The following is a 264-nucleotide window of genomic DNA, read 5'->3' as shown; positions in this document are numbered from 1 at the left end:
GTGACGAGCCGGTCCAGCCCGTCCCGGCGGGCGGTCAGCGCGACGAAGTCCCGGAAGCGCTCCTGGGGCCCCTCGCCGTTCAGCCGGCCCAGCCGACGGGCCTCGTGCAGTTCGGTGACGAGCGTGCGCGCCGCGATCCGGGACAGCCGCCGGGTCAAGTGCCGCCGGAAGTCGGCCAGTACGGGGGAGGAGCCGTCCACCTCCGGGCCGCCGCCCGGGGAGCCTGCCGCCCGGCCGTCAGTGCCCGGCCCGCTTGCCGTTCGT

1 protein-coding gene is annotated in these 264 nt (G+C 77.3%); it reads right to left on the bottom strand.

Annotated features, from left to right (window positions below; translation table 11 throughout):
* Positions 1 to 200: hypothetical protein (locus tag BTA51_RS29285; RefSeq protein ID WP_210404982.1), on the bottom strand; the 200-nt coding region annotated here is incomplete at its 3' end.
* Positions 201 to 264 lie beyond the last annotated feature (64 nt).

Source organism: Hahella sp. CCB-MM4 (assembly GCF_002260525.1).
Taxonomy (GTDB): domain Bacteria; phylum Pseudomonadota; class Gammaproteobacteria; order Pseudomonadales; family Oleiphilaceae; genus Hahella.
Note: the sequence above shows the minus strand (reverse complement) of the source record. Positions and strands in the feature narration are given on the sequence as shown.